The following is a 25,902-nucleotide window of genomic DNA, read 5'->3' as shown; positions in this document are numbered from 1 at the left end:
AAATTATTTTATTGGAAAGCGGCTTGTATTTTTTGTACCAGTTGCGTGTTTACCATATCACGCGATTGGAAAATCATATTTTTGATTGCTTCCGGACTTGATATGCCATGACCAATTAAAACGGGTGCATTTACGCCCAATACAGGGCTACCACCATAATTCTCATAATTAAAACGATCAAAGAATTCATCCTTTAATCCTTTTTTGATGGTAAGTACATAAAAAGACTCAGCCAGTTTAAGCATTATGTTTCCGGTAAATCCGTCGCAAACAATTACATCTGCTTTATCATTAAATAAATCCCGGCCTTCTACGTTTCCAACAAAGTTAAAAAGCTGTGTTTCTTTCATTAAAGGGAAAGTTGCCAGGGCTAACATATTACCTTTTTCGTCTTCTTCGCCAATGTTCATCAAAGCAATCCTAGGATGATTAATCTGTAAAACATTTTCGGCATATAAGCTACCCAGCACACCAAATTGTAAAAGTGTATCAGGCTTGCAGTCTGCATTTGCACCTACATCTAAAAGCAGGCCTACACCTCCTTTTAATTTAGGAACAATAGTACATAAACAAGGTCTTATAATACCTGGGATGGTTTTAACGCTGAAAACAGCACCAACTAACATTGCTCCAGAATTACCTGCACTGGCAAAAGAATCTATTTTACCTTCTTTTAAAAGCTGGAAGCCTACAGAAATGCTTGAATTGGGTTTTTGAAGAATAGCCTTTGTGGCATGTTCGCCCATACCAATAACTTCGGTGGTATGTACGTATTCAAAGTGATCAGGATTGAAACCCTGTTCAGAAAGTAGAGGTTTTATTTGCTCCGTATCTCCAATAAGCACTAAGTGCTCATTTGGTGATAATGATTGATGGGCTGCTATTGCTCCTAAAACCACTGCTTTAGGAGCATAGTCTCCGCCCATAATATCGAGACCTATTTTCATAGTAAAAAATCTTTTGCGTAAGGCTTTAGCCTTTTAAATTCAATTGGTCTAAGTTAAAGCTAAACGAATTGAAAACACAAAAATTTTTCAGAAAATTAACCTATTGAAGTATTTTCTACTACTAATTTACCGTTGTAGTATAAGTTACCATCAACGTTATAAGCATGGTGAGGAACATGTACCGCACCAGTAGTTTGGCATGTTGCTAAAGAAGGAGCTTCAGCTTTATAGTGAGTTCTTCTTTTATCTCTTCTTTGTTTAGAAACTTTGCGTTTTGGATGTGCCATTTCTCTGTTATTTTAATTTATTATTTTAAATTTTTTAATGCAGCCCAACGAGGGTCTTCATTTTGTTCTTTGTCTTCTTCTTCCTTGTCAGTAGCAAGCTTAGCTAATGTAGCTAACATTTCAGGGTCGCATTGCTCGCCTGCCTGCTCGCATTTGTTGATGAAAGGAACTGCAACAGTGATGAATTCATATATTAATTCTGAAACATCTATAGCAGTTTCTTTGCGGGATATCGTTATAATCTCCAGATCATCGTTGTCCCCCTCTTCTTCATCAAACTTTACAATTTGACGTTCATTTAAATCAACTGGCTGGTTAAAATCTGACAGGCATTTATCGCAGGTAAGCTGAATTATACCCCAGATATGGAAGGTTAAAATCAGCATGGTTTCCTGTTTGTCAAGATCAACCGTAGCTTTAAGCGTTCCTTTTTTTACTAAAGAATGCTCAAATGCGTCAAAAAAGCTATCGTCAATTTCGAAATCGAATTGATGCTTTCCCAATTTTAAGCCGGAAAACGGTATCGAAAATTGTTTTAACGCCTTCAATTGTACTTAAATTTTAGCCTGCAAAGGTAGGAATTATTTTTTGATTAGAAAATATTTTTAAAAAGAAACACAAAGGCTTTATGCTTTTTTGCGATTGGTTTTTAGAGTTTTAACATAAAAACCTTTTTCTTAATTTGAGCTCCACTAAATTATACGTTTACTTAAAATGATATGAGATGCCTATAACGTTAAGTAATAAATACTTAAATGCCGAATTTAAACTTAAAGGTGCAGAGTTAATCCGGTTAAAAGACATAAAAAATAACAGGGAGCTGTTGTGGAATGCCGATTCACAATATTGGGGCAAGCATAGCCCTATACTGTTTCCAATTGTTGGAGCGCTTAAAGATGACACTTATTATTATAATGATATAGTTTATAAATTGCCTCGCCATGGTTTTGCCCGTGATATGAATTTCACCTTGCTACAGCAAACAGAAACAGAAGTTTTATTGAGTCTTTCAGCAACAGAAGAAACACTTGAGCACTATCCATTTTTATTTCAGTTAAATGTTAGGTACCAGCTTTTGGAGCATACGTTGATCTGTAGTTATGAAATAGAGAATCCATCACAAACACCTTTGTTGTTTTCTATAGGTGCACATCCGGCTTTTGCTGTGCCAGTTAACGGGCAGGGAACTTATGAGGATTACTACCTCTCATTTGATGAAGATAAGCAGTTAAATTGTCTAAATATAAAAGATAACCTTATTACAGATGAACTCACAATTATTGCGCTTGAACTAGGTAAACTTCCTTTAAAGCATGAACTGTTTTACAATGATGCGCTGGTGCTTAAGGACCTGAAAAGTAAAAAAATCAGGCTTAATAACACTAAAAATGAACACGGTTTGTGCTTTTCTTTTGAGGGCTTTCCTTATTTTGGCATTTGGTCGGCTCATGATGCCAATTTTGTGTGTTTAGAGCCCTGGTGTGGTATAGCCGATGGAAAACAACATAACCAGCAATTAACAGATAAGGAAGGAATCATCAGCTTAGATGGAGGCGGTAAGTGGAAGAGATCATGGAGTGTAGGCTGTTATTGAGATAAAGAGCAAATAAATATCCATAATATGAGTAACAGGAGAGATTTTCTAAAAAAGACGGGTTTGTTATCGGGAGCAATAGCATTACAAAATGTGTTGCCCCATGCTATACAAAAAGCAGTAGCCATATCGCCCGATCCAGGCACTACTTTTTATGATGCAGAACATATTGTTTTTTTAATGCAAGAGAATCGCTCATTTGATCATATGTTTGGCAAGCTTAGAGGTGTACGTGGTTTTAACGACCCGCACCCCCACATTTTACCTAACGGCAATAAAGTTTGGTTGCAAAGCGATAAAAATGGTAATGTGTATGCTCCTTTTAGGATCGATCTAAATAAAACCTGTGTAACTTGGCAGGGAGGATTGGCCCATTCATGGCCAGATCAGACTGCTGCAAGAAATAAAGGAAAATATGATAAATGGGTTCCTGTAAAATCTGCAATGTGTCTTGCACATTATGAACGTGAAGATATTCCATTTTATTATGCCTTAGCCGATGCATTTACAGTTTGTGATCAGCATTTCTGTTCTTCGTTAACAGGTACCACGCCTAACAGATTGTTTTACTGGACAGGAAACATACGTGCAGATATCAAAGGGTCTGATAAAGCTGTGGTTAATAATTCGCAGGCAGAATCGAGAAACAATACTTTTATAGACTGGCAAACTTTCCCTGAAGTATTGGAAGATAATGGTATAGACTGGAGAGTGTACCAGAATGAGGTGTGGACTGCCAATCTGAAAGGCGAAACAGATGATTGGTTAGGTAATTATGGAGATAATGCTTTAGAATATGTAAAGCGACACCATGTAAAGCTCTCGGCATATTTCAGAAAGAATGGAGATAAAACCTCAAATCCACCTTTAACACCAGAGGAAGTGGAGGCGAAGTACCAGAAACTTAGTTCTAAAGAAAAGAATTTAGTAGATAAGGCGTTTACAACCAATATCAATAACCCCGATTATCTGGAATTGACACCTTTCAGTTATAAAGATGAAGAAGGAAAAACAGAAACCCTGAATATACCTAAAGGCGATATCTTTTACCAGTTCAGAAAAGATGTAAATGAAGGTAAATTGCCTATGGTTTCATGGTTGGTAGCACCACAGCGTTTTTCAGATCACACAAGCTCGCCTCTTTATGGAGTATGGTATGTTTCTGAAGCTTTAAATATTTTAACCCAAAACCCGGAAGTATGGAAAAAGACTATCTTCATTGTTAATTATGATGAGAATGATGGTTACTTTGACCATGTTCCTCCTTATGTGGTTCCCGAAAAAGGAGCTAATGGAAAAGTATCAGAAGGTATAGATATTGGTTCGGATCTAGAGAAGGAATCAGGTAATCCTATCGGTTTAGGTTACCGTGTACCAATGATTGTGGCTTCGCCCTGGAGCAGGGGAGGTTTTGTAAACTCACAGATTTTTGATCATACCAGTACGCTTATGTTTCTGGAAAAATTTATTGAGAGAAAAACCGGGAAGACCGTAAAAAGCGACATGATCAGTCCGTGGCGCAGAAATATTTGCGGAGATCTAACCTCTGTATTCAGACCTTATTATGGAGAAAAAACAGATAAACCTCAAGCTTTGGTAAGAGATCAGGTTCTTAACCATATACAGCAATTAAAAAGTAAGCCTAAACAAAATATTCCTGCAGGGTTAAATGCAGATCTGGTCCGCCAGATCAATACCTCTTCAGATCTGAAAAATATTCCTGTAGTAAGTAAACAGGAAAAAGGATTTAAACCAGCTTGCGCATTACCTTATCATGTAAAGGCAGATGCAGCATTAAATGAGCAAAAGAATAAACTGGTTCTAAATTTTGAGGTGTTAAAGTATAGCAATGGAGTACCTTTCAATGTATCTGCACAAAATACTTATAATGGTGAGCAGGGTGCTAACTGGTATTATGCAGTAAAGTCAGGAGATCAGCTATCTGATAGCTGGGATATGGATTTGTTTGACGAAAGCAGGTATGAACTTTCTGTGCAGAGTGCCAACGGATTTTACCGGAAATTTAAAGGTAATCATCGTGATCCGGATTTAATTGTAGTTTGTGAGCCTGTTCCAAATGATAGGATGGGTAAAGCAAAACCTAAGTTAAATGTAAGATTTTTTAACGAAGGCAAACAAGCTTTGAAAGTACAGATCTATGATGATAAATACCATACTGCTAATCATAAAACATGGTCGGTTAAGCCTAAGTCTGATCTTGATTTTGAAATGAATCTGAAACCAGGCAATGGCTGGTATAATTTTAAAATTAAAGTTGAAGGCTTTGATTCTTATCTTAGACATTATGCAGGTCATGTAGAAACCGGCAAGGATTCTATTAGTGATCCACTTATGGCAGAAGGATAAGTACAGGTGTCGTAAAAAAATACATCTGTTTCTGTGAGAAAAGCCCCTGCTTAATGCTTTAAATTACTGATGAATTAATAAGATTGTCTTTTTTTATATCTTATTGTTATTGAGGGTTATGCGTTAAAAAATATTTTGAAAGATATAGGTAAAAACGTATATTTAAATTATTGCGGGATAACAGAAAATATTTTTAACGCTTCCTTTCTTTATTCTTCTTGCTGATCCTCTTTTTCTGATTGTTTCGTAGTGCACCTATCTACCTATACCTATGAAACTACCTTTGAAAGAGACCATTGGGCTTGTTGTAGCCTTATGCGTCAGTTTCTGTTGCACGCAAAGCGCTGCGCAGCAGATCAGTAAATATGCATTTAGCAGTACTACCAGTACATTCTCAAGTATTTCAGGCCTTTCTCTCTTACAGGGAGGATCAAGTAATTATGTATTTAATGATGTAAACATAGGTTTTGATTTCTGGTATATGGGTAATCGTTATACCAAACTATCAGTAAGTACAAATGGTTTAGTGAGATTAGGCGCAAATCTTACCCAGTCTTACCCAAATAATGATTTTGTATCTGTTAATAACGAAGGGCCAGTATTAGCTCCGCTTTGGGATGATATCGTCCCTCTAGATTTGTCCCTATTAAGTTCAACTAATTATTCAACTAAGATAGAAGGGGCTTATCCTAATAGAATTTTTACCATTGAGTGGAATGGGATGAGATGGGATAAAAATGCCCAAATAATACTAGCGCTTCTAAGTGTTTCAACTATAAGTTTTCAATTAAAAGTATTTGAGAATGGAAATGTGCAGTTTAACTATAGAAGAGAGTCCACACAAACAAGTGCCAATAATAGGAGTGCCACTGTAGGTATTGGTGGCCCACCCGGAAAAGGTTTTTTATCATTAAATAATTTATCTGGTACGGCTACGGTAAGTAGTGCATCCTCTACGAATTCCATTAATGGCATGCCTTTAAGCAATCAGGTATTTGTGTTCGATCCGCAAGAAACAACCGCCCCCAGCAATCTTGCTTTTACGAGTATCAGTACAAACGTTGTTACTTTAAATTGGACAGATAATTCCAATGATGAACTGGGATTTGCCATATACCGCTCCACTACTTCAACAGGAACTTATGATTATATTGGGCAGGTAGCCCCAGATGTAACTTCTTTCAATAATACTGGGTTATCTGCCGGAACTACCTATTACTATAAAGTTTTTGCTATTAGAGAAAACCTCAGTGCATCGGTTGATGGGACGGTTAAAACCTTAGTTAGCTGTAATGGTAGTTTATGGTTGGGAAACACAAATACAGACTGGACAGAGCCCAATAATTGGTGCGGAGGAATTGTTCCAAACTCTTCGGCAGATGTACTTATTCCTGCTTCCGCTCCAAGATTTCCTGTTATTTCTTCTCTTACTGTTGCTGCTGTTCGGAATCTTAACATAGAGAATGGGGCTTCGGTTCAAAATAACGGAACCATAAAAATTGCAGGACAATTGAGTAATACCGGTCAGATTATTGCAAATAATGGCTCGGTTGAATTTAATGGAGCAACTGTGCAGACGCTTTACGGTAATGTTTTTCAGCAAGCTGTAATTTACCGTTTAGTGATCAATAACCCTGCTAATGTAACCCTTAGCGGCACTTTAAATATAACAGATTTGCTTACAGTTGAAAATGGTATATTTTATACCAACGATGGATTGGTGTTAAAATCTACCCAGACGCAAACAGCAGCAGTAGCACCTGTTCCGACCAATAATAGCATAAGAGGTAAAGTAACCGTAGAGCGTTTTATAAAAGGGGGAGTGGCTAATATTTACCGCACTTACAGAATGTTGTCTTCTGCAGTTTATAACAATAGCGATAACTTCATTAATACCGACTTGCCTGGAAACAGAACCTATATTTTGCAGGATATCAAAAATTCTACTATTGTAACCGGGACAGGAGGAGTAGCTGCCGGATTTGATTTTTCATATAATAATGATTATCCGTCTTTATATACGCACAATGGTAATTTTGTAGCGGTTACCAATATGCAGCAATCAGTGGCTTCGGGTAAAGGAATATACCTGTTTTTCAGGGGAAACAGAAATAATCCTGAAACTAAGATAAAAGCTCCTTATGCTAATCCGGAAGACGTGGTTATGGGTTTTAGAGGAAATCTTAATCAACAGGATATTACAGTTAACCTGGTTTATAATAATGCCCTAACTTTTAATCTTTTAGGCAATCCCTATGCTTCTGCTATTGATTGGGATTCTACAAACTGGGGAACAGATAAGGTAAATATAGAAGGTACAGTCTGGATTTATAATCCCGTGTTCCATAATTACTCTACTTATAAAAATGGCATAGGGGTGAATGGAGGGGCTAGATATATTGCATCAGGGCAATCGTTTTTTGTTCAGTCTAATGCAGCTTCAGCTAAAATTAAATTTAAAGAAAGCATTAAGGCTTCTTCTGTAAAACCCGTTGCTATGCTTAATACGAATGAAAACATACCTGCTGCTAAGCAGGGTAAACTTTCTTTTAATTCTGCTTTGGATCTGGTTAACGGTAGTGTTTTACGTATAAAAATGAAGGCGCTTAATTCCTACAATGAAGATGAAATTGCGCTGGTATTTAAAGATCAATCAAATGATGTATTTGATAAGGAAGATAGTTATAAATTAGCTGGTGAAACTATTGCCTTGTCCAGTCTTTCTTCAGATAAAGAGCCGTTGGGTATCAACTTTATGTCAACCACTACTAACGAAAGTAAGATAGTAGGCTTAAAAGTAACTTCAAGTGCTAACGGGCAGTATTTACTAAATTTTGATCTGAAAGAATTTGATCCTAAATACACTATTAAACTTCGTGATAAATACCTGAATACAATAAAAGAGTTAATAGATGGTGATATTTATAGCTTTGAGATCAATAAAAGCGAAACAGGCAGTCAAGGTGCAGAGAGGTTTTCTCTTTTATTTGAACCTGTACAAACCTTGTCGGCAGAACAACTTAAGCTGCTGGCCTTTAAAATAAATTACGGTATTGTTTTAAGATGGGAGTATCTAAAAGATACCCGGCAATTTATCGTTGAAAAAATGGGTGCTAATGGCATTTATCGTACGCTTAAAGAAGTAGAAGCATCGGCAGATCGGTTAAAATATGAAGTGGCAGATCTCTCTCCTGATAAAGGAGCCAATTATTACAGGCTTATACAACAAAAATCCAATGGGCAAGTCATCTCAGATCCCATTTATGTAAAGTTTGATCTGGTTGAACAAGCTAAATTTGTGGCCTGGCCTTCTCCTGTAAAAAGCACTATTAATTTTAAGTATAACGGACTGTTAGATCAGGAAAAATATGAAATAAAAGTTTCGGGAGTGGATGGGAAAAGAATTGCCGGATTTAGTGTTGCCGGAAAAGAATTGATCAACGGAATAGAAAGAAGATTAGATTTTTTGAAAGCAGGTACCTATTTGGTTGTACTTACCAGCGAGAATCATTTAGCTAAAATAGACGCCTTAAAGATTATAAAAGAGTAGTATGTTTGTGTTTGGTGTTTTATTGTAATATGTTGTTTTTCAGTTTGTTGTGATTTGTTTTTGATGTTGGTCTTAATGCTGAGATAAGTTTTCCACAAATTGGGAAAAAAGAACCTTACTCTTTTTGGGTAAAAACCAATAGGGATAAGATTATTCAAATTAAAAATCACTTGTTTTTAGCTTTAGATGCATAAAAGAGATAAATAAGTATCAGTTTTATTACAACTGGCTTATTTTTTGGTTTTCTATAAAGCCGGATGAAATTATTCGCGGTAAACCAAATGAAGATCAAATATATATTCCTCTTTATAATTTCTATATTTCTACCTGATTTTATTCATGCACAAGTGTTTAACAGTGCAGGTTATTATTATAATAATTTTAATGCACCCAGTTTAGGTATGGGAATTACTCAGGTGGGAACAAATACCGCATTAAATTTATCTTCAACAAACAATCTTACCTATAACGCTGGTTTTGGTTGGGCGAGTATTGGAAATGCACAAGCAGCTACCTATCAGTTGTCATTTATAACTGCGAATACCAATTTAGATAATGAAACTTTTGGTTATGAATGGACTTTGTTATACAGAAATAACGGAGCAAATACTGATAACTCAGATGAAGTTAGTAACGGTAAAAATGCCTGGAAATATTGGTTGCTTGCAGAAAATAGTAATTTGCTAACAGCAAAAGGTGTTTTTTTAACGCAGGTTGGTTCAACTTTATATTTAAGATCTAAATATGACAATAGTACTTCGGCAGACCATTATAATAATCTGGTTAGTGTAGATCTGTCTAAAATATCAGGAAACAATGCTACTTATGCCATTAGAGTACAACGTATAAAAAGAAGCGGGCAGTTTGTTTGGCATCTTTATGTAGATACTTATACTGCATCTAAAACGGAAGCAACTACAGATAGAGGAGAATCATACATTAATAACATCAACTATTATGGCTATTCGGCTATGCAGGTTTCATCAACAACAGCGGGTCGTTTTGTTTTTGATGAGATGAAATTATATAGCATGCAAATTAATATTAGTGGAGCTAATGATACATCTAACGGGATTTCAAAACCATTGATTGCGGGTACACAGAATGCAGTTATTTATGGGATGAGAGTTCAAACACGCGGATTTTTTGATATGTCGCAGCTTAAGTTCTCTGTTTCGGGTAATATTACCCAAATGGTTACCGGTAACATGTATCTAAACAGGTCAACAGATGATTTTTTTGGCAATTCCGATGATGTGATGGTTGCAAAACTTGATTACTATGATGGGACCATCCAGAACTATAATATTAAAGAAACTTTTTATTCTATAGGTAATGCGGATGGTTCTTTGGTAAACAGTGCTTATTATTTTATTACCGTAGGTATAAAAACCAATCCAACTCCAGGAGCTACTTTTGGTATTAATGCAATTACAGATATGGTGTCATCAGGTTCTCAGATCAATTACCCTAGTTCTGGGGATGTTGTTGAGAACGTACAAACAACACCAGCCGCTGCGGGTAAAAATCTTGACTGGGTAGGATCTTCTTCATCAGAGTGGAATTTGGCCTCGAACTGGTCGCCCGCAAGTATTCCTACTTCTAATGATCAGGCACGAATAGGAGTAAATACTTTTACCAATCAACCTCAACTTAGTTCAGCACAATCTGTAGGCGCTTTGATTTTTGGTAATGGAAAATCAGCAACTTTAACTATTAATAATGCAACATTAACGGTTACCTCATCTGCAACGGCAGAAGGTTCTGCTACAATAAGTGGAACAGGTACATTAGATATAAAAGGTAATTTTACAATTTCTCCTAAAGCTATTAATACAATCAATGCGAACGTTTCTACATTGAAAGTAGAAAAATTGTTGTTTAATGCAGCTTCTGCTACAAGTGTTGTATTTAATATCAGTTCTCCTGGTTTTTCGGTTAATCAATCTATCCAGAATTTATCAGCGGTAAAAGGTTATACGCTTAATCTTAATCAACAAGGAAGTCTGCTGTTTTATGGAACTACTCCATTACTTATAACAGGAAATGAAACGCTAAGTTTTTTAGGAAATGTACAATATCTGTCAAATGCCGCACAGAATGTTACTGGAGCAATTTCTTATAAAGATATTGTATTTGGCGGTTCCGGTAAAAAAACCATTTTAGGTAATAGTCTTAATGTTAGTGGCAACTGGATATCAGGGGGAGGTCATATAGATTTGCTTACCAATAATACCTTATTGATATTTAATGGTGTTAACCAAAATATAACAGATAATGGTTCTAATGCGGGAGCAGGGTTATCATTAAAAGAACTTAAATTTACTGGAGGTGGTAAAAAAACATTAGGAGGTAGCGGAACATTTACTGTTCAATCTAACGGTAATCTATATATAGATAATAACAGTACTTTAAATGCGGCAGGTAAGCTGGTTTTGAAATCAGATCATTACAATTCGGCCTCTGTAGCCCCTATTCCTCAAGGTTCTGCAATTACAGGAGATGTAATTGTGGAAAGATTTGTAACTGGTGGGCCAAAATCAATGTACAGAACATACCGTATGCTTTCATCTCCGGTATATGATAATACAACCAACTTTATCTCTGATCAGGGACAGGGAGTAAGAACTTATAGTGCAAAACAACTGATTGAAAACATGATTATTACCGGGCCAAAAGGACCTGAAAATGGATTTGATATTTCACCAAATAATGGGACTACTGTTTCTACCCACAATGGAAGTTTTGCATCTATAGCAAAGCTGACCTCACCAGTAGGAATTGGAAGGGGTATTTATGTGTTTTACAGGGGAGATCGTTCTAATATGGACGACAAGTTAAAAAGCCCTTATGTTGATCCTGAATCTACAACCATTAGATTTAAAGGAATCTTAAACCAACAAAGTATAACAGTTCCTTTAAATTATGTGCCTTCTGATGGTACTGATGGTTTTAGCTTAGTGGGTAATCCTTATGCTTCAAAAATAGATTGGTTAGCAGTTGAACGTAGCGGAAATATTAGAAAGATTGTACGTATTTGGAATCCTGCTACACGACAATATTCTATTTTTAATGGAGAAGATGAAGTAAATGGAGGTTCAAGATATATTGAGTCTGGTCAATCTTTCTTTGTTATGGTAAGCAATAGCAATTCACCTTCAATTACTTTTACTGAAAATGCAAAAGTTTCCAATGCAAATAGTTCGATAACAGGAAAATCATTATTAAATGTAGCTGATAACACATTAAATGCAACTTCCTCTAGTCCTTCTAAAGTTAAAATAAAACTGGCTAAAGAGAATGCATTAAATGAGGTTGAGACACTTATTGTAATGAAACAAGGTGCAGAAAGTAAAGCCACAGAAGAAGATGTTCAGAGTGCGCCAGGAGAAGAAGTTTTTTTATCAAGCTTGTCATCAGATGCGGTATCTGTAGCTATGGCTATCAACTATGTTCCTGAAATCCAGAGTGGAACCAGGATTAAGCTGTCTGCCAGTGCCGCAACTTCGGGTAATTATAGTTTGCAGTTTAATCTTAGCAATATACCTGGTCAATACGAAGTTAAATTATTGGACCGCTATTTAAATACAGAAACTGTTCTTAAAGAAGGATCTGTTTATGCCTTCAGCATAGATAAAAATATAAAAGAAACACAAGGAGATAGTCGTTTTGAAATTTCCGTTAATACCGTTTCAACCCTGCCTATAAAAGTATCGACCTTTAATGTTCAGAAAACCAATAATGGTGTGCAGCTTAAATGGGAAACGCCTGAAGATGTGCGTGAAGGTTATTTTGAGGTTGAAAGAGCAACAGATCAATCAGAATTCATTTATTTAACAAAAGAAAATGTTAAAGGAGTTGGTATCTATACTTCCATTGACAAAAATCCTGTATCTGGTATGAATTATTACAGGCTTTGGTATGTTGATGGAAATGGCGATAGAACGCAGGTATTGAATGATCAAAGTGTTAAGTACGATCTTCAGAAAAATAATTTACCAATATCTGTTTTCCCGAACCCAGTAATTACTATATTTACACTTGCATACAATGGCGAGCAATCGTCATCTACCTATACAATAAACATATATGACCTGGCAGGAAAATTAATAGATAATAAACAGGTGCAGCAACAAAAACTGCAAAGTGGATTAAATATTGATTTTAGTGCTAAAGAAAAAGGTGTTTATGTAGTTAAATTGGTGGATACGATTACCGGAAAGCATCTGAGTTCTGCTAAATTCATCAAGAACTAACTACCTGAGCACTTTTGGCGATGATAAAAGAGATACTGATAAATAAGTATTTAGCAGAAGTGTGTTGTAAATAACTATCTTTTTTTAGAAATTCGTCCACTTGATTAATTTACAACGTGTTATAGCTTTAGGGCTTATAATCTAAATAATAGCTTATGCAACTTTATACTTCTGGTTTAAGGACGATATTCCTTATCTTTTGCTTTGTTTTTGTGGGCTTTTCTGCTTTTGCAGATGTGGTGGTTACCATGCCTACGGGGGGAAGGAATATTTCTAATGATAAGTCCAGTGTGGGTCCAAATCCGACTTATACAGCTTTAGGAGATATTATGATTGCAGAAACTGCTCCAGGTGATTTTACAGCCGGGTCTAACCGAACAATATCTTTTAACAGACCTGCGGGGTGGCAATTTAACACGGGAGTAGGAACCGTTATTATTAACGGTCCTAATATTAGTAATGCTGCTGTTTCTGTGAGTGCAACTTCATTGATTGTTAGTTATACTGTAACAGGTAGCACAAATGGTGATAATTCAATTACTATATCAGGAATTGAAGTCCAATCTGTAACTAAAACAATAAGCCCCGAAATTCTTCTGACAAGAAGTGGTGGAAATGGGATAATAAAGGGTTTTGATGTAGGAGCAGCGATAGCACCTTTGTCTAAAGTACCAGGATCTTTCGTAAAATTAATAGCCCTTTTACCTACTGAAACACTGAATCCCGGATCGATAACAGGCAAATCATCTGTTGCAACTACAATAAAAAACACAGGAGAAACAGTTGATGTTACAATAAATGCTGTAGATTATGCGTGGAATTTGATTAATACTGCTACAGATGAAATAGCGATTACATCAAATGATACATATGCGGGGTTACCGACTAATGCTAATTTGGTTGGAGGTATAAAAACATTCACTGTCTCTCTTCCTACAGCTAATGCTTATAGAAATATAACAGCCACAAGTGTTACAAACCCATCTATATTACCTGCTAATACCACCAGTTTCAAAGTAAATATTGGCCCTTTTAGTAAGTTATTAATGGTTTTACCTGGGGAAACTTTTGAGCCGGGTTCTGCTATGGGTAAAACTGGATTGCCAACTGCTCCTGTAGCTGGAAGTAATTATAGAATAACAATTTATGCCGTTGATGATTATTGGAATAAGGTAAGTATTACTGATAATGTTTCTGTGAGTACGAGTGGAGTTAGTAATTATACAGATCCTGCAGCCGTTAGCCTGAGCGGAGGATCAGCCACCCGGGATCTTAACTTTAAAATTGCAGGTGAAACTCCGGTTTCAACAGTTACAGATAACACAAACAATGCAATCCTTTCTTATAATGGGGCTTTGCCAACTGTTATAGCAGGAGCTTATGTAAAAATGCAGATATTGTTGCCTAATGAAACTGCGGCTCCGGGAACATCTACTGGAAAAGTTACTTCAGGAGTGTATTCTGCTACTTCAGGAAGTAATGTAGCCATTAGAGTTAATGCTGTAGATGCTAATTGGAATGTTGTTAACTCGAATAACTTGATTGCAATTACTTCAAATGATGCTGCAGCCGTTACACCTCCTGCTTCAAACCTGGTTAATGGAACAAAGATTTTTAATATAACAGTTAATACAGCAACTACTTCATCAGTTATAACCGCATCAGATGACAGCTCACCAATTAAAACCGTTAATACATCAAACTTTACAGTTATATTAGGTAGCTTCAGAAAACTTTTGGTCGTGTACCCTGGAGAGAGTTTAGATCCTGGTTCACCTTCTGGAAAATCGGGCCTTCCTTCTGAACCAGTTGCAGGCATAGCTTATAATGTTACTGCTTATGCGATGGATGATAACTGGAATAATGTGGTTACTGCAACGGATAATGTTGCTATACAGATTGCAAACGTTGATAATTTTGTTGCCCCAGCTGGTAAAAATCTGGTTGCAGGAAAGGCATCTTTTACTTTAACATTTAACAAAGCAGGCGAGACCCCTGTAATTACAGCAAAAAATCAGACCAACCCAACAGTTACGAATTATAATGCATCTTTACCAACAGTTGTTGCTGGAGCTTTTACCAAACTTGTAATGATTTTACCAGGCGAAAGTTTTAGTCAGGGAATAGCTGCAGGGAAGACGGGAGCACCAAATAATGCAGTTGCAGGAAATTCTTTTCAGGTAGTAGTTAGAGCGGTTGATGCCGTTGGAAATTTAGTAAATTCAGCTATAGATGTAGTTGGTATCACAAGTAACGATGTAAATGCCAATATGCCATCTAATGTAGCATTGGCTAATGGAGAGGCTACTTTTAATATATCTTTAGTAACAGCAATTTCTTCAGCAACGCGTACATTGACTTCTGTAAATGTAACAGATGGATTAAAGACTTCAAGTACAAGCCCAGGTTTTTCTGTAGCGGCTGGGGAGTATGCAAAGCTATTAGTATTATTACCTAACCAGAATATTGCCCCGGGTACTGTAACAGGTAAAACGGGAAATCCTATTATTCCTGCTAGGGGTAAATCCTTTCAAATTAGAGTTAGAGCAGTAGACCAATTTTATAATCCGACAGATGCTATCACTAATTCTATCTCAACAAGCAGCTCAGATGCAGGCGCAACAATAAGTCCGGCACTTACAGATTTAGTTACTGGGGGATACAAATTTATAAATGTTAATATATTCTCTGCTGGTAACCAGACGGTTACTGTAAAAGATAATGTACATGTTCCTGTAATTCAAGAGACTATAATTGTTCCTAATCCAACAACTGCAAGCGTAGCCTCAGATTATTTCAGGTCAGTTGCTAGTGGTATTTGGAATAATTCCCAGATTTGGGAAACTTCTTCTAACGGTATTTCTAACTGGTCTCCGGCAACCTTGTCACCAACTGTTAATGCTAGTAAAATAACTATATTAAATGGACATACTGTTGCCATAACATCCAATATCTCCTCTATAGATGATGTAGAAGTACAAAGTGGAGGTACCCTAATTGTACAAACAAGTACCGCACTTTCAGGCCAGGGAATCATTATTAAGGGAACATTAATACATAAAACAGGCCTTAATATTACTAATGGTAAATTAACCATTGAGAATGGAGGTAAATATGTGCATGATATTGGTAATTCCAGTACCGCAATTCCAAGTGGGGCTAATATGATTTGGAACACCGGATCAATTTGTGAGGTAGTAGGTTATACTAGTTTTGCTTCTACTATAAATGGAACGGCTCAGACTTTCTCTGATTTTATATGGAATGACCCCGGGCAAAATGTTTCCACAGGACCAATTTTACAAAGTGGCTTTTCAGCTCGGGATTTTAAAGTTATTTCAACAGGTAGCGGAGCGCTGAACTTAACATCGCCTGGAGGCACACTTATTATTAGGCGTAACTTTGAAATACAAGGGGGAACGGTTAATATTTTAAAAGCAAATGGAGATGGTACATTATACGTAGGAGGAAACTTTAATATAAGTGGAGGCGCATTAAAAGCCGGTACGGGTACAGGTACCAGAACATTGGTGTTTAACGGAGGCAGCACCCAAAATTTTACTAAGACAGGAGGCAGTTTTGAAGGACTAAATTTCTCGGTTGCAAACAACGCTATTGTAGATTTTGGTACTTCGGTTATTGATGGTACAACTGGAAACTTTACTATGGGAACTGGTGCTACATTAATTACTGCACATGCCCGAGGATTTACTGCTACAGGAAACTTAAATGGAACTTTGCAAAATACGGGAACTAAAACTTACGGATTAGGTAACTTTATTTATAATGGAGGTGTTTCTCAACAAACAGGAGATGGTTTGCCAAGCATTATAAATAACTTAACTGTTAATAATAATCAAGGGGTGGTATTGTCTACTTCCTCCGTTAATTATACAATAAACGGCCAGATTTCAATAGGTCCCGGATCTTTGGCATCCCTGAATTTAGGAACCAATGTTTTAGCCGGTTCTTTTACAGATATTGGTGCAGGAAAATTAATCACAAGAGCTGGTACTGGTGTACCTGCTGGAAGAACATGGACTGTGGGTGTTGAATACGCCGGAACAATAGCGCAAAATATTTTATCAGGAACATATAACGGGGCTTTTATTACTTCGGGAGGTGGTGTGAAAACAGGACCTTCAGGTACACTTAACATTTCATCTAGTTGGTTATCTTCTGGAGGTCGTATTAATCTTGATAACACTGATCTTGTATTTAATGGTAATAACCAAAATATAACAGATCAGGGCTCTGATAGTGGTAATGGTCTCGCTTTTAAAAATGTAAGATTTACCAATGGGAGTATCAAAACTTTAAGTTCAGGTAATTTCTCAGTTAAAACAAATGGGATATTAACCGTTGATGCCAATACAGAATTAAAAACTAACGGATTGCTTAACCTGAAGTCAGCCGCCAGTGGTTCTGCCACTATCGCTTCTTTACCTGCTACTGCTAAAATTACCGGTTCAGTAAGAGTAGAAAGGTTTATTAGCGGAGGATCTGTTGATCCTTATCGTACTTATCGTTTACTTTCTTCACCTGTTTATGATAATACGGCTTCGTTTATAAATACCAATAGTTATGGTAACCGTACTTATAGCTTTAATCAGTATATTGATGATATGTGGTTAACTGGTATTACCAGTACCGCTGGAGGATTTGATGAACCTTTAAGTACAGCAGGTAGTATATGGAAATATACCAGTGATTTTGAACCGATAAATAATATAAACGAAAGTGAAAATATTGGTAGAGGAACTTATTTATTCTACAGAGGAGATCGGATAAATAACCTGACTAATAAAACGCAAAAGCCATTTGCAGATCCTGAAAGTATAGTGATGGATTATAAAGGGGTATTAAATCAGGGATCTATTACTGTTCCGCTTACTTATTATGCAGCAGCCGGAGGATTTAATTTGTTAGGAAATCCTTATGCGGCAACCATAGACTGGAATAGCGGAGGCTTGGATAAATCGGGGTTAATAAATAACTCGGTAAGGCATTATAATCCTGTTGAAAAGAAATATGCTGTTTATGATGGAGATACTAATACAGGTATTAATGGAGCTAGCAGATACATTCTTTCAGGAGAAGGATTTTTTGTAGAAAGTAAAACAAGTGGGGGTAATTTTACCTTTAACGAGAGCGCAAAGGTAAATTCTCACTCATCTATTCCTTTAATGATGGCTGTTGACAATCCTGTATCTATGGTTTCAGGCAGCTCGGGTAAACTCTCTGTAGCAAGTACGGGTTTATTTTCGGAAGCTTTACCAGTATTAAAGATAAAACTGTCTAATAATGATCGTACCATTGATGATGAGACAGCCGTTTTATTCATGAAAGGAAGAAAGGCAGAATATGATGGTGTAGAAGATATCAGGTTTATGCCAGGAGACAGACAAGGCTTAGCTCTTTATACCAGCTCTATTGATGGAATAGCTTTAGCTATTAATAAAATGCCTGATGTTAGTGAGTTAAATAAACCTATTCAATTGACACTTAAACAAACCTTAAAAGAAAATAATTTTGTACTTGAGCTTAACCCTTCAAATATTCCATCAGGATATGTATTGCAGTTAAATGATAAGCTCTTAAATAAAGCAGTTCCTTTACGAGGAAACACGACTTATAAATTTACTGTTGATGCTGGTACAAATGAGGAACTTATTAATGATAGATTCTCAATTTCGACTGTATATGGAGAAAGTTTGGCTGAAACAACTAAAATTCTCAATGCAGCTAAATCTAAAGTAGGGGTTGATATGAATGCCCAGAAAGGATTAAACTTATATCCAAACCCGGTACAGGCAGACTTTACTTTAAAATATAGCGGAGCATTAGTATCAGATGTTTATACTGTAAAAATAATTGGTCTTTCAGGACAAATATTGCTTACTAAAAATATTAAAGCTAAAGAATTAACAGAAGGTCATAGTATAAATATTACAGGATATACTGCCGGAACTTATATTGCCGAGATTTACGACGCTAAAGGAGGAAAAAGATTAGCTGCTTCTAAGTTTATAAAATTGTAAAACAACAGTTGCTAAAGATGTGATAACCTGTTATAAATAAAATAAGGAATAAAAATAACAGGTTGATGGGAGGGGTTTTATCAAAAAATGGTATAATTGTAATTAATTGCTACTAAGAACAATAACAAACAAAGTTTTGAAGAGTATTTATAAGAAAATTGTATATGTGTTTTTAGGGTTGTTGGTTTTAACAACAACAGTACATGCTCAGGGTTTCCCATGTCCTGATCCTGATGAACCTTGTGATCCTGATGATGTGAATGTGCCTTTTGATGGAGGAGCAAGCCTGCTTATTGCTGCGGGTGTAGCCTATGGCCTGAAAAAAATTAATGATAAGAGAAAAGAAGAAAGTCAAACTGCTGAAAAAGTTTAATAAGAATTAAACACTTTGTAGCTGACCTATTCCTTCTCTTTTTAAGATATATTCAAAGATGCCCTCAACCGGCTTTTGCAAGATTTTTCCTATTTTAATATCATTTGCTGCAAAAACAGCTTTAAGTTCATCCTGATAGTAATAAGCAATTGAACCTACAAAGCTGCATTCTAATGACCTGTAATTCTTATAGTCTTTAACATTACTATCTATGAATTCCTGGAAACCATCTTTAAGCAGGTTTTGAATAAAAGGATGAGATTTGTTAGCTGCCATGAATTTGCTAAATGCTGCTAGATATGAATTAGGGAAAGGCTTTTGATAAATATGCTCTATTACAATATCTTTGGTTACCGGATAAGTTTGCTTAAACTTCTCTCTCAATTCTGCCGGCATTGTTTTATAGAGATAAGATAAAAGCACTCTTCTGCCAAAAAAGGTGCCGGAACCTTCATCACCTAAAATATAACCTAAACCATGTTTACCGGGATAAACGTCCTTGCCATCATAATAGGCGATATTAGAGCCTGTTCCTAGAATACAGGATAATCCTTTCTTGTCTCCGCATGTTGCATAAGCAGAACCTATCAGATCATGATCTACACTAACATAAGCATTCTTAAAGAAAGAAGATAAAGCATTGGATACCACTTCCCGTTTATCAGGAGAAGAGCAACCTGCGCCAAAAAAATAGATTTCTTTTACCTCCGCAGCTATTTTTGAAAGATCTTTATTCTTACTTAAGATCTTTATGATCTCCTGCGAATTCAAAAAATACGGGTTAATGCCCTGGGTATGGAAATCTAATGTTTCTTTAGAATTATGAGCAATCCAATCTGTTTTGGAAGATCCGCTATCGGCAACTAAAATCATGCTCTAAAAATAATAAATTAATTCAAATTTAACGTTCCGCTAATTTGTTTTAAACTCAACTCTGCGAGCTTAGCCTGATATTTAGTTTCTAAGAATCTGTTATTGGCATCTAATTCATTTTTTTGTGCCTCTCTCAGTTCAAGTGGGGTGATACTTCCCAGGCGATATTTTTCTAAGGTAATGTCTAAATTCTGTTTAGCAATATCAAGGTTATTTTTTTCTAATTTGATCAGGTCTAAAAAAGTAATATAATCCTGATAGGCCGAAGCTAATTTAGTTAAGATGTCCTGCTTGGTCTTATCTATTTGTAGTTGGGATGAATTAATCTCTACTTTTGCATTACGTTCATTTTGACGCTGTACAAAGCCGTTAAATAAGTTAAGGCTTGCCGTTAATCCATAACTAAATCCGTTGGATCTAAACTGGGTATTAAACCCGGTAGGCGATTGGCTACGGTTAAAGTCATAGCCACCGTTTACACTAATTTTTGGATAGCGATTTGCGTAAACCTGCTTAAGAGATAACTCGGCAATCTTTTTGTTGATTAATGCATTTTGTAAAGCAGGGCTTAGTTGTTCAGCCTGGGTTGTTAATTCATTGTAATTTAAGGTGGCTTCTAAATCTATTTCACTGTTTACCGTAAAAGAAGTATTGGTCTCTCGGGCTAAAAGACTATTCAAAGCAATCTTATAATTGTTCAGTAGATTTTTCTGTTGTAAGTAATTAGATGTATCTGCATTGTAATCTACAGTAGCAGAAAGTACATCTAGTTTAGAGCCTTTGCCTATTTTTAATTTATTCTGAGCAATTCTAAGCCGCATGTTTGAGATATCCAAACTGCTATCGGCTACCATTACCTGCTGCTGTTGTTTTACAATGTTGTAATAGGCAGCCACAACATCGGCTATACTATTCAGTATCTGTATCTTTAGATTGGTTTCGCCCTGTTTCTCTAAAGCTTTAAATTTATCATAACTGGCAAACATCTTAAAACCATCAAATATGGTCCAATCCAAGCCAATTCCATAAGTGAGATTGCTGTTCTTAGCCCCATCTGTTACACGTTGCGTACCTGTTGATTGTGTTTGTACTGTATTCTGTATGCTTCCACCCGTACCGAAATTTCCTGTAGCCGTAGGTAACATCCCCGAATTTCCAAGTGTTGCATTATTTTTAGAGATTTCTAAATCATTCTTTACAAGTTTGATATCGTAGTTGTTCTGTAAAGTAATCTGAATGGCATCTTTTAATGAAAGAACATTTTGAGCAAATAACTTTTGCTGCATCAAGATAAAGATCAACGATACCAAAAATATAATCTGCTTATTTTTCATTTGCTAATTCTGGGTCTTTATTTGTACTATCCTGCTCGGCAGAAGCTAAAGAGGCTTTAAGCTCCTTGTTTTCTTTATGTTCCTTAGACCAGAAAGAATAAATAGCAGGTATTACAAACAGGGTTAATATTAATGAGAATAACGTACCGCCAATAATTACCGTACCCATACTCATTCTACTTTTGGCGGCCGCCCCTAATGCTAAAGCAATAGGTAATGCACCGAATGCAATAGCCAAACTGGTCATTAAAATAGGTCTTAATCTGGAAACTGCTGCTTCTCTGATCGCTTCTTGTACAGGTTTTCCTTGTTCTTTTAGCTGGTTGGCAAACTCAACAATTAAGATACCGTTTTTGGTAACCAAACCGATAAGCATGATTGTCCCAATTTGGCTGAAAATATTCCAGCTTTGGCCACATAACCATAACGATAGAAAAGCACCTGCAACAGCCATAGGTACCGTTAAAATGATAATAATAGGGTCTTTAAAACTTTCAAACTGTGCAGATAATATCAGGTAAACCAATAACAAGGCTAATCCAAAAGCAAACATAGTATTGGATGAGCTTTCTTTAAAATCTCTTGACTCACCACTTAAATCTGTTGTAAAACTGTCATCCAGTACTTTTGCCGCAATCTTATCCATCGCCTCAATACCATCACCAATGCTTTTGCCCGGAGCTAAACCAGCAGATATCGTAGCAGAGATAAATCTGTTATTATGATACAACTGCGGAGGATTGCTCTGCTCCTTAGAAATAATCAGGTTGTCCAACTGAATAAGTGCTCCTTTATTGTTACGTACATATACAGAACTTAAATCTAAAGGATCTTTTCTGTCACTAACATCAAATTGCCCAATAACCTGGTATTGCTTGCCGTTCATAAAGAAATAAGAGAAACGTTGTCCACTTAATCCTAATTGTAGTGTCTGCGCAATATCAACAGTAGAAACACCAAGATTTTTCGCCTTTTCGCGATCTATGGTAAGATTTATTTCAGGCTTATTGAACTTTAAGTTTACGTCAGAAGTTGTAAATGTAGGGTCATTAGCTACCTCATCCATAAACAACGGCAACTTTTCTCTTAGCTTATCAAAGTTTTGAGCCTGTATGATATAGCTGATAGGTAAACCGCCACGTCTCCCTACTGATATAGTAGGTTGCTGGGTAACGGTTACTTTACCCTCGGTATATTTACGGGTAATTTTGGTTAGCATCTCTGCAATGTCTTTTTGACTTCTTTCCCGGTCTTCGGGATCAACAAGACCCATGCGTACAAAACCAGAGTTGGTAGAAGAACCGCCAAATCCGGGCGAAGAGATGGTGATGTTAACGTTTTTCTCAGGAACGGAGTCTTGCACCATTTGGTTTATCTTCATGATAAACCTATCAGTATAAGCAAAAGAAGATCCTTCTGGCGTGGTAACATTCATGTTTATAGCGCTACGGTCATCGTAAGGAGCGGTTTCCTTTTTTAATAAGTTCCAGAAAAGCGCAATTAATGCTGTACAGATTACCAATATAGGAATGGCCAGCCACCGGCGTTTTAAAAACGAATTGAGGCTGTGCTTATAAGTATCGTTAAGCTTAATGAAATAAGGTTCAGTGAACTTATAAAATTTAGAAGGTGCATGCCCACCTTTTTTCATTAAATAAGCGTTTAACATTGGCGTTAATGTTAACGATACAAATGCAGAAATGAGCACTGCCGCACCAATCACCACCCCAAATTCCCTGAAAAGCCGCCCTACAAATCCCTGTAAGAATATTACAGGTAAAAACACCGCAGCTAAGGTTATAGAAATAGAGATTACAGCAAAAAATATTTCGTTAGAGCCTTTAATGGCGGCCTCAATAGGGCTGTAACCTTCTTCAATTTTTTTAAAGATGTTCTCAGTTACCACAATACCATCATCAACCACCAGGCCTGTAGCTAAAACAATAGCTAATAAAGTAAGTACATTGATGGAGAAACCAAAAATATACATGATAAAGAAAGTGGCAATTAATGAAACCGGAATATCAATCAGTGGCCTGAATGCAATTCCCCAATCTCTAAAGAACAGGTAAATAATCAGGATTACCAGCACTAAGGAGATGAGGATGGTCTCCGCCACTTCGGTAACTGATTTCTTGATGAATTTTGTTGTATCAAGCGAAACCTTCAATTGTATGTCCTGAGGTACATCTGTTTTTAGTTTTTCTAATCGTTTATAAAATTCTTTACTGATATCTAAGTAGTTTGCCCCCGGTTGCGGAATAACACCAATGGCAACCATCGGTTTACCTGATTCGCGTAAAATAGTTTCCTCGTTCTCAGAACCTATTTCGGCAACGGCTACATCTTGTAACTTGACCACGCTGTTGCTATCTGATTTTAAGATCAGGTTGTTAAACTGTTCAGCGTTGGTAAGTTTACCCATCGTTTTTACCGTAAGTTCGGTAGCGGCACCTGTAAGTTTGCCCGAAGGTAACTCAACGTTTTCACGATCGAGAGCAGATACAATATCTTGAGTAGTTAATCCATAAGAAGCAAGCTTGTTAGGATCTATACGCAAACGCATGGCATATTTACGTTGCCCCTGTATTTGCATGCTACTTACCCCAGGAATGGTTTGTATGCGGTCGGCAATTACATTTTCTGCAAAATCACTCAAATCGGTCACACCCCGCTTATCGCTTTGTATGGTCATGGATATGATCGCATCAGAGTTTGCGTCTGCTTTACTTACTGTTGGTAAACCGTCAATATCTTTCGGAAGACTTCGGGCAGCTTGCGACACTTTATCACGTACATCGTTAGCAGCCTCATTAATATCTTTTCCTAAATTAAATTCTATGGTAATATTACTTGAACCTTGGTTACTAGATGAGGTGATGTTCCTGATCCCGTCAATAGAGTTAATTGACTTTTCTAAAGGTTCGGTAATCTGCGATTCAATAATGTCTGCATTTGCCCCAGGATAAGAAGTACGAACAGATATAATAGTTGGATCTATGGATGGATATTCTCTGATACCCAAAAAATTATAACCTATTATACCAAATAGTACAATGATCAGGTTCATTACAATTGCCAGCACCGGGCGTTTTATACTGGTGGTAGAGATACTCATGGCAATTTCTTTAATTTACAACCTTAACTTTTACAGAAGAACCTTGCTTTACAGCCATAGCGCCGGTGGTTAATACCGTATCGCCAACATTTAAACCCGATTGGATCAGGATGCTGGTAGCCGTTCTGGTTCCTGCTTCTACATTTACTTTTTGGGCTTTGCCATCTTTTACCGTGTAAACCATTTTACCATCCAGAATAGGAATAATGGCTTCTGTTGGAATTAAAATGGCGTTGCTAATCGTTTGCAGATCTAAACTTACCTTGGCAAAAGAACCCGGAACAAGTTCGTTTTTGTCATTCCTGGCAAGAGCTTTAACATTTAAAGTACGGGTTTGTTGGTTAATACCCGGTTCTATAGCAAATACACGGCCCTCAAATGTTTTATGAGAAGCATCAATGGTAAATTTGATAGGTGTATTGTTCTTGATCTGTGAAGCATAACGTTCAGGTAAAGAAAAAGAGATCTTTACTGGATTAGTGCTCAATAAATTCGCTATTATCTTATTCGGTGTAAGGTATTCGCCCAAGGAAATAGAGCGTAAACCAATCTTACCACTAAAAGGAGCATAAATGGATGTTTTGGCCAATTGCGCTTTTAATACCTGTGTCTGGGCTCTTATAGATTGAAGATCTGCTAATGAAGTATCATATTCTTCCTGGCTGATAGCACCTTTTTGTAAGAGTTGTTTCGCTCTATCTTCATTTGTTGCGGCAAGCTTTTCTTTGGTGTTGATATCTTTGATCTGTGCCTGTATATCTTTATCATTGATCTTAACTAATAGTGTTCCTTTAGCTACGCTGGAACCTTCTGTAAAGTAAATTCCGGTAACTAATCCTGAAACTTCGCTCTGTAAACTTACAGCTTCATTAGGCTCTATACTACCCGTTAGTTCAAGGTTATTGGTAAAGCTCGAAGTTTTTACAATTACACCTTCAACATTTAAGGCCGGACCATCACCTTTTTTATCTTTTTTTGAGCCACCTTTACCCGGTCCCTCTATTTTTTTATTTTCGCCAATGCGGTAAAAAATCAGATAAGCAAGGCCAGCAATTAGTAGGAAGTAAATAAAATATCTTTTTTTCATAAATTGAGCTTGTTACGCTAACATACAAAAATATCTAAATGTTTTTTTACAAAGCTACTTGTAGTAAGTATGTTA

13 protein-coding genes are annotated in these 25,902 nt (G+C 36.5%); 6 read left to right on the top strand and 7 right to left on the bottom strand.

Features of this window, described 5'->3' with window-relative positions; genetic code table 11:
• Positions 1-8 precede the first annotated feature (8 nt).
• The 3 genes from plsX to MMF97_RS01860 form a co-directional block, all read right to left on the bottom strand.
• Complete coding sequence (gene plsX, locus MMF97_RS01870; RefSeq protein WP_243358172.1) at positions 9-947, bottom strand: phosphate acyltransferase PlsX; 939 nt, start codon at positions 945-947, stop codon at positions 9-11.
• A gap of 95 nt (positions 948-1,042) precedes the next feature.
• Positions 1,043-1,234: a 50S ribosomal protein L32 gene (gene rpmF, locus MMF97_RS01865; protein WP_243358170.1), complete on the bottom strand. Its 192-nt coding sequence runs from the start codon at positions 1,232-1,234 to the stop codon at positions 1,043-1,045.
• Between the two features lie 20 nt (positions 1,235-1,254).
• Positions 1,255-1,782, bottom strand: a complete 528-nt coding sequence (locus MMF97_RS01860) for a YceD family protein (RefSeq protein ID WP_243358168.1) — start codon at positions 1,780-1,782, stop codon at positions 1,255-1,257.
• 176 nt (positions 1,783-1,958) lie between these two features.
• Here MMF97_RS01860 and MMF97_RS01855 point away from each other — a divergent pair, with 176 nt between their 5' ends.
• The 6 genes from MMF97_RS01855 (at position 1,959) to MMF97_RS01830 (ending at position 19,415) form a co-directional block, all read left to right on the top strand.
• The gene (locus MMF97_RS01855) at positions 1,959-2,828 is read left to right on the top strand and encodes an aldose 1-epimerase family protein (protein WP_243358166.1); all 870 of its coding nucleotides are present in this window, start codon (positions 1,959-1,961) and stop codon (positions 2,826-2,828) included.
• Positions 2,829-2,855: 27 nt separating this feature from the next.
• On the top strand, positions 2,856-5,195 hold the full coding sequence (locus MMF97_RS01850) for a phosphocholine-specific phospholipase C (protein WP_243358164.1): 2,340 nt from the start codon (positions 2,856-2,858) through the stop codon (positions 5,193-5,195).
• 271 nt (positions 5,196-5,466) lie between these two features.
• On the top strand, positions 5,467-8,745 hold the full coding sequence (locus MMF97_RS01845; protein ID WP_243358162.1) for a fibronectin type III domain-containing protein: 3,279 nt from the start codon (positions 5,467-5,469) through the stop codon (positions 8,743-8,745).
• 281 nt (positions 8,746-9,026) lie between these two features.
• Complete coding sequence (locus MMF97_RS01840; RefSeq protein WP_243358160.1) at positions 9,027-13,001, top strand: T9SS type A sorting domain-containing protein; 3,975 nt, start codon at positions 9,027-9,029, stop codon at positions 12,999-13,001.
• 155 nt (positions 13,002-13,156) lie between these two features.
• A complete protein-coding gene (locus tag MMF97_RS01835; RefSeq protein WP_243358158.1) occupies positions 13,157-19,042 on the top strand; it encodes a T9SS type A sorting domain-containing protein in 5,886 nt (1,961 codons plus the stop codon).
• A gap of 136 nt (positions 19,043-19,178) precedes the next feature.
• Entirely contained in the window at positions 19,179-19,415 is a 237-nt protein-coding gene (locus MMF97_RS01830) for a PID-CTERM protein-sorting domain-containing protein (protein WP_243358150.1), read from the top strand.
• A 6-nt stretch (positions 19,416-19,421) separates the two neighbouring features.
• Here MMF97_RS01830 and MMF97_RS01825 read toward each other — a convergent pair whose 3' ends face one another.
• The 4 genes from MMF97_RS01825 to MMF97_RS01810 are packed head-to-tail and all read right to left on the bottom strand — an operon-like array spanning position 19,422 to position 25,827.
• The gene (locus tag MMF97_RS01825; protein ID WP_243358147.1) at positions 19,422-20,288 is read right to left on the bottom strand and encodes an N-acetylglucosamine kinase; all 867 of its coding nucleotides are present in this window, start codon (positions 20,286-20,288) and stop codon (positions 19,422-19,424) included.
• A 17-nt stretch (positions 20,289-20,305) separates the two neighbouring features.
• On the bottom strand, positions 20,306-21,622 hold the full coding sequence (locus MMF97_RS01820; protein ID WP_243358144.1) for a TolC family protein: 1,317 nt from the start codon (positions 21,620-21,622) through the stop codon (positions 20,306-20,308).
• A complete protein-coding gene (locus MMF97_RS01815; protein ID WP_243358142.1) occupies positions 21,612-24,740 on the bottom strand; it encodes an efflux RND transporter permease subunit in 3,129 nt (1,042 codons plus the stop codon). The genes MMF97_RS01820 and MMF97_RS01815 overlap by 11 nt, the downstream gene beginning before the upstream one ends.
• A 10-nt stretch (positions 24,741-24,750) precedes the next feature.
• Positions 24,751-25,827, bottom strand: coding sequence for an efflux RND transporter periplasmic adaptor subunit (locus MMF97_RS01810; RefSeq protein WP_243358140.1), 1,077 nt, complete (start codon positions 25,825-25,827; stop codon positions 24,751-24,753).
• Between the last annotated feature and the right edge of the window lie 75 nt (positions 25,828-25,902).

Origin of the sequence: Pedobacter montanisoli (assembly GCF_022809115.1) — a bacterium.
In the GTDB taxonomy this organism is placed as follows: Bacteria; Bacteroidota; Bacteroidia; order Sphingobacteriales; family Sphingobacteriaceae; genus Pedobacter; species Pedobacter montanisoli.
This window is presented reverse-complemented; position numbering and strand designations above follow the sequence as displayed.

Bases quoted from the DNA above. Each gene is read 5' to 3' on its own strand.
- MMF97_RS01820 (WP_243358144.1), bottom strand. From the start codon at position 21,622: ATGAAAAATAAGCAGATTATATTTTTGGTATCGTTGATCTTTATCTTG.
- MMF97_RS01855 (WP_243358166.1), top strand. From the start codon at position 1,959: ATGCCTATAACGTTAAGTAATAAATACTTAAATGCCGAATTTAAACTT.
- MMF97_RS01850 (WP_243358164.1), top strand. From the start codon at position 2,856: ATGAGTAACAGGAGAGATTTTCTAAAAAAGACGGGTTTGTTATCGGGA.
- MMF97_RS01825 (WP_243358147.1), bottom strand. From the start codon at position 20,288: ATGATTTTAGTTGCCGATAGCGGATCTTCCAAAACAGATTGGATTGCT.
- MMF97_RS01815 (WP_243358142.1), bottom strand. From the start codon at position 24,740: ATGAGTATCTCTACCACCAGTATAAAACGCCCGGTGCTGGCAATTGTA.
- rpmF (WP_243358170.1), bottom strand. From the start codon at position 1,234: ATGGCACATCCAAAACGCAAAGTTTCTAAACAAAGAAGAGATAAAAGA.
- MMF97_RS01840 (WP_243358160.1), top strand. From the start codon at position 9,027: ATGAAGATCAAATATATATTCCTCTTTATAATTTCTATATTTCTACCT.
- plsX (WP_243358172.1), bottom strand. From the start codon at position 947: ATGAAAATAGGTCTCGATATTATGGGCGGAGACTATGCTCCTAAAGCA.
- MMF97_RS01835 (WP_243358158.1), top strand. From the start codon at position 13,157: ATGCAACTTTATACTTCTGGTTTAAGGACGATATTCCTTATCTTTTGC.
- MMF97_RS01845 (WP_243358162.1), top strand. From the start codon at position 5,467: ATGAAACTACCTTTGAAAGAGACCATTGGGCTTGTTGTAGCCTTATGC.
- MMF97_RS01810 (WP_243358140.1), bottom strand. From the start codon at position 25,827: ATGAAAAAAAGATATTTTATTTACTTCCTACTAATTGCTGGCCTTGCT.